Annotated in this window: 3 protein-coding genes; all 3 read left to right on the top strand. The window is 41.0% G+C overall.

Features of this window, described 5'->3' with window-relative positions:
* Window positions 1-175 precede the first annotated feature (175 nt).
* Complete coding sequence (locus NB504_RS02775; RefSeq protein ID WP_258428217.1) at window positions 176-1,669, top strand: sigma-54-dependent Fis family transcriptional regulator; 1,494 nt, start codon at window positions 176-178, stop codon at window positions 1,667-1,669.
* 61 nt (window positions 1,670-1,730) lie between these two features.
* Complete coding sequence (locus NB504_RS02780) at window positions 1,731-5,129, top strand: DEAD/DEAH box helicase family protein (protein ID WP_258428218.1); 3,399 nt, start codon at window positions 1,731-1,733, stop codon at window positions 5,127-5,129.
* Window positions 5,130-5,282: 153 nt separating this feature from the next.
* Window positions 5,283-6,485, top strand: a 1,203-nt coding sequence (locus tag NB504_RS02785) for a class I SAM-dependent DNA methyltransferase (protein ID WP_258428219.1), incomplete at its 3' end; no start/stop codon positions are given.

Consider the following 6,485-nt stretch of genomic DNA (forward strand, 5'->3'; position numbering starts at 1 on the left):
TAGGTAAACAGACCTCGACAACATCATGCAGTATAAGCCTGCTTTTTTAGATACAGTTTGTATTAAATTTTAAAATTTTTAGGGTAATATCGTTCATTGTTTCATATACATGGTATTGTGTAGTGCACGGAATTTATGTTCGGTGAATCAATATGTTGAAATAGAAAAGGTAAACATGAAAAGTCGACGTGTACTAGTTAGCTGGATTGGCGATACGGATTTGAAATCAACAGGTCATGACCCCAAAAAAAATGAACCTATTGGTCCAATTGCTTCTACATTGGAAACTGAAGCGTTTGACGCTGCTGAGTTTATTTATAATTACCCTGATGAGCGTGTATTGCCATATCTTGATTGGCTAAAGAGCCAAACAGATGTTCCTGTTAATGCCAAATTTGCCAACCTATCATCACCAATAAATTTCAGCGAAATTTATCTTCAAGCAAGTAAACACCTTTCTTCGTTTGATGTTAATAACGATCATTTGTCCATCCTACTCAGTCCTGGCACTCCTGCAATGCAGGCTGTTTGGATACTACTGGGCAAGACTCGTTATGCCTGTGACTTTTATCAGTCTTCCATTCAGCAAGGCGTTCAAAAGATAGAGATTCCTTTTGAATTGTCGGCAGAATACATTCCCGCTGCGAAAACGCTAGCCAGCGATAAAATTGGACAATTAGCACAAACTAGCACACCAATAGATGCTGCATTTGACAATATCATTACTCGTAATCCACGGATGATGAAGCTTAAAGCTCAAGCCCAGGTCATTGCAGAGCATGATGTGCCTGTGCTTATCTATGGTGAAACAGGAACCGGTAAGGAATTATTTGCCAGAGCTATCCATAACGCGAGCAGTCGAGATAAACAACCTTTCGTGGCTTTAAACTGTGGAGCTATTCCTCCGGAATTAGTGGATTCCGTACTATTCGGTCATAAAAAGGGCGCATTTACAGGGGCAACAGCTGATAAACCTGGCGTATTTGAACAGGCGAATGGTGGTTCTCTATTTTTAGATGAATTTGGAGAGCTGGAAACGAATGTTCAAGTTCGTCTATTACGCGTGTTACAGGAGGGCTCGTTTACTCCTGTTGGTGGAACTAAAGAGCAGAAGGTCGATGTTCGATTGATTACTGCGACTCACCGAAACTTAATGGAAGCCGTCTCTAATGGAACTTTCCGAGAAGATTTGTTTTATCGAATTGCTGTTGGGGTATTGCATTTACCTCCGCTCAGAGAGCGAGAAGGCGATTTACTGCTTTTAGCTGACTCTCTGCTTGAAGCGCTAAGTTTTCAAGAATCAAGTTTAGAGCATAAAATAATTTCTCCTGATGCAAAAAATCTTATTCTAAAACATTCATGGAAGGGGAACGTCCGTGAATTGCAATCAACTTTGTTAAGAGCTCTACTTTGGTGCGAAGACAAAACCATTACTTCAGATGATATTCGACAAGCATTGTTCCAAATGCCAGAAAAAGATTCGAATATTATGAACCGAGATATATCTCAAGGTGTTGATATTCAAGGTATTATGGGCGATGTTGTATCTCAGTATATTCGCCAAGCTCTTGAACATTGTGGTGGGAATAAAACGAATGCTGCAAAACTTATTGGCTTGAAAAGTTATCAAAATCTAAATAATTGGATGGAAAAATACGGTATTTCCTAACGAGGGAATAAACTTGGCACGGTCTTCGCTATTAGTCATTTGTGCAATAGGGGAGACGAGTATGGACATAATAAATTTTATGAAATCTGTAAACTTTGAATTTTTACGACCAGAAAATGAAGTGCTGGCTAATCTTGGCGGGTTGGCTGAGGCAGTATTACATATTGATCCTGGAAGTGCTTTGACTCGTCTGCGTAACTTTGCTGAAGAATTAACCAAATCCATTTATAAAGAAGAGCGCTTGCCAAGGCTACCAGAGGCTACTTTTTACGAGTTAACCAAAAGCCCGGTATTTTCGGACTGCGTGACTAAATCGCTTACTTATCAAATCAACTTTTTACGTGTCCAGGGCAATGATACTGCTCATGGTGCTGAAGGCGAATTACGCAATGCACACATGGCACTGGGTATCGCTCATCAACTTGCTATGTACATTGGCATAAAATATTACGGTAAAAAGAAAGACCAGATCCCTGCTTTTACTGATATTCCAGATCCAACATCTATGCTAACTCAACTGAAGAAATCAGTCTCCAGTTATGAAAAAGAGCTCAAAAAACAGCAAGATGAACTCGACAAAGTTATGGAGCAATTGGAGCAGGAACGCACTCAACATAGTGATAAATTACCTGAGCCTAATACTGCAGAACGACATCAGCGACAACAACAAAGTCAGCAAGTCGCGGATAGCCTTCAGTGGAATGAAAAGAAAACCCGTGAAATATTGATTGATGCCATGATTATACAGGCTGGTTGGGACATCCATAATAAGGCTCAAGTTGGTCAAGAAGTAGAAGTGGATTTCCCTGATAATTCATCGGGGAAAGGTTATGTCGATTATGTATTGTGGGGAAGCAATGGTCATCCACTTGCGGTAATTGAAGCGAAAAAATCAAGTGAAGTCAGCTTGCAGGCTGGTCGTGAACAGGCTCGCTTATATGCGGATGCTTTTGAAGGAATGGGATACCAACGTCCGGTTATCTTCTATTCAAATGGCTATGAAACGTTTATCTGGGATGATCATCAATATAATGCCTACCGGCCTGTCTACGGCTTTTATAGTCAAGACAGTTTGGGTTATCTGATCTATCAGAGACATTACCGAACGGCTGAATTAGAAAAATTCAACCCAGATTTGAACATTGTTGATCGTCCTTATCAGATTGAAGCCATTAAAACAGTGGCTGAGCATTTTCAGAAGCAGCGCCGTAAGGCACTGATTATTCAGGCTACCGGAACAGGTAAAACCCGTGTTGCGATTGCTTTAGCTGAATTACTGCTCCGTACCGGCTGGGCAAAACGCGTTTTGTTTTTGTGTGATCGTAAAGAATTGCGAGTTCAGGCAGATGATGCATTTAAGTTTAACTTGCCGTCTGAGCCTCGCTGCGTTGTTGGGAAAATCAATAAAATCGACCCAACTGCGAGAATTTATATCGCTACTTACCCTGGTATGATGAACCGATTTGCTCAGTTAGATGTTGGTTTCTTTGATTTGATTATTGCCGATGAATCTCACCGCAGTATTTATAATAAATATCGCGATTTGTTTGATTATTTCGATGCGCTCCAGATGGGGTTAACGGCAACTCCAGTCAAATTTATCAGTCGTAATACCTTTGATATGTTTGATTGTGAAACAACGGATCCTACCTTTGAATTTGGATTAGATGCGGCGATAAATAATGAACCGCCATATTTAGTGCCTTTTCGTGTAAAAGACCTCACTACCGGATTTTTACGCGATGGGATTCACTATAATGATTTAAGCGACAAACAAAAACGCCAGTTAGAAGAGGAGCTTGGTGTTGAAGAGGCCCAGCAAACGACGGTTGCAGGCAAAGATATTGGTCGTAAGATTTTTAGTGAAAAAACCGATCGAATTATTCTTGAAAACCTGATGAATAACGGTATCAAGGATGAAACTGGCTCACTGGTGGGTAAGTCGATAATTTTTGCTCAACGTCAGGAGCATGCTGAGCAACTGGAAAAATTATTCTGCAAACTGTATCCACAATATGGAACAAAAGTTTGTAAGGTGATTCACAACAAGGTTCCACATGTCGATAGTCTGATTAAGGAATTTAAAAAGAGTCACAATGATTTTCGCATAGCGATTTCTGTCGATATGCTCGATACCGGTATTGATGTGCCTGAGGTTGTGAACTTGGTGTTCGCCAAACCTGTTAAATCATGGGTGAAATTTTGGCAGATGATTGGGCGTGGAACGCGTCTGTGTAATGATCTGTTTGGTAAAGATAAACACAAAAAAGAGTTTTTGATTTTTGATCACTACGGCAACTTTGACTTCTTTGAAGAAGAGTATCAAGAGCCTGAAGATACCGGGAGTAAATCTCTTTTACAAACCACGTTTGAAGCTCGTTTAGAATTAGCTCAAGCCGCTTTAAAGCACAATCATGCAGCAGGGTTTGATGCAGCCATTGAACTATTGCGGATGGATATTAATGACCTTCCGGATACCAGTGTTGCGGTGAAAAGAGAACTGCGTATTGTGCATCAACTACAGCAAACGGATTTACTGCAGAAAATGGATGCGAAAACGCAACATGTGTTAGCAAACACCATCGCGCCATTGATGTCAGCACGAGTACTGCGTGATAAACATGCGACGCAACTAGATAAACTGATGGCAAGTATTGAACGTTGTTTAGTCGAGCAAGCGAGTTGTTTCGACGACGGGAAAATACAATTGTTGGAAGAGATCGATAAGTTAGCGATCAATATCCAGGCTGTACGTCAGAAAGATTTGGTGATAGCTGAAGTTCGCAGCGCAGATTTTTGGCAAAATCCAAGTGTTGAAAAACTGGAAAATGTCCGCAAAGAACTGCGCGGTATTATGAAGTATCGTCAGAACGTCGGTGGCGGAATTTATGCCACACCAACGACCAAAATTGGCGATACGAATATCAAGGAAAAAGATCGAAAAGTGGTTATACCTGGGGCGAATGAAGCGATGATTTATCGTCGTCGTCTTAAAGATATTCTGGATCAAATGATTGCGGCTAACCCAACACTACAGAAAATTCGTAAAGGCGAGCCGATTGCTGAAGACGAATTCAAATCGTTAACGTCGACCATACTTACCTCACATCCTGGTGTGAGTCTGGATGTGCTGAATGAATTTTATGGTCGAACAGCAGATCAGTTACACCTGACTGTACGAGAAATTATTGGGTTGGATGGGGAAGCAGTTGAAGAAGTTTTCAAAAACTTTTTGCATGCGCATCCGACTCTAACCGCCAAGCAGGTTCGGTTTATGAATCAGCTGAAAAGTTATATTGCGCAGCATGGTTCGATCATTGTTGATAAGCTTTATGAAGCTCCATTTACCTCCATCTCTTATGATGGGATTTATGGTGTATTTCCACAGGATGATATCAACGAACTAATCACGGTACTTAAACCCTTTATCCAGGATGATATTCAACCAACCGGTATGTAATGTGACCAGTTACTTTGGAGGATGCAATGATTCCGTATTTAACAATGATTAACTGGGTATAATTCCCCGTTTAATAGCAAGCGATGATGGGTTGCACCGTTGTCAATTTATATTCTGAATTTACAAACAAAAATTTATAAAGCGAGATAACACATGCTAACAGGCAGAATCCGTAATGATATCGATAAACTCTGGGAACAATTCTGGACAGGCGGTATCACCAACCCACTGACTGTGATTGAGCAGATCAGCTATTTGATGTTTGCTCGAATGTTGGATATGCAGGAAGATGTCGCTGAGCGTAAAGCAAATCGTTCCGGTAAAGAATTTGATCGCTTGTTTCCTAATACGCCAGAAGGGCAGTTGCTGCGTTGGAAGAACTTTAAAAATTTAAGCGGGAAAGCACTTCACTCTCACCTCAAGGACAAAGTATTTCCTTTTTTTGCCGAAATTGGTCATGAGTTAGATAAAGATGTTGACGAGCAAAATGGTGACCAGAAACAAGCGTTAGGTAGTATCGGCGAATATATGCAAGACGCTGATCTTGAGATTAAAAATGAATCGGTATTGACCAGCGCCGTTGGGGCAGTAGACCGTCTACCTCTTATTGAGAGCGATGTTAAAGGTGATATCTACGAATACTTGTTGAGTAAGTTAACCACTGCCGGTATCAACGGACAATTTCGTACCCCACGCCATATCATTGACTCCATGATTGAATTCATCGATCCGCAGCCAACGGATATCATTTGTGATCCAGCTTGTGGTACAGCGGGGTTTTTAGCTCGCACGATGGAATATTTAAACCGTACTCATTCTAGTGCGGCAGGTATCTTTGAGGATGAAGATGGTAATAAACAGTATTCGGGCGATCTATTAGAACCTTACCGAGATCATATTAATCAAGATATGTTCTGGGGTTTTGATTTTGATACTACCATGCTGCGGGTAAGTAGTATGAACATGGCGCTTCATGGTGTGAATGGCGCGAATATTCATTATCAGGATACCTTGAGTAAGTCGATTAAAGAGAACTTTCCTAAGCAGGAAGAGAACTTCTTCAATGTAATTTTGGCGAATCCTCCATTTAAGGGCAGCTTGGATGAAATGAATACCAATCCAGATGTATTAGGAATGGCAAAAACCAAAAAGACAGAATTGCTGTTTGTCGCTCATATTCTACGGGCACTGAAATTAGGTGGACGTGCTACGGTGATTGTGCCTGATGGAGTTTTGTTCGGTTCTTCTAAAGGACACCTGCAATTACGTCAGGAACTGCTGGAAAACAATCAGTTGGAAGGAATTGTGAGTCTGCCAAGTGGAGTCTTTAAACCTTACGCGGGAGTATCTACTGCA

Source organism: Vibrio sp. RM-69-4 (assembly GCF_024743775.1).
Taxonomy (GTDB): Bacteria; Pseudomonadota; Gammaproteobacteria; order Enterobacterales; family Vibrionaceae; genus Vibrio; species Vibrio anguillarum.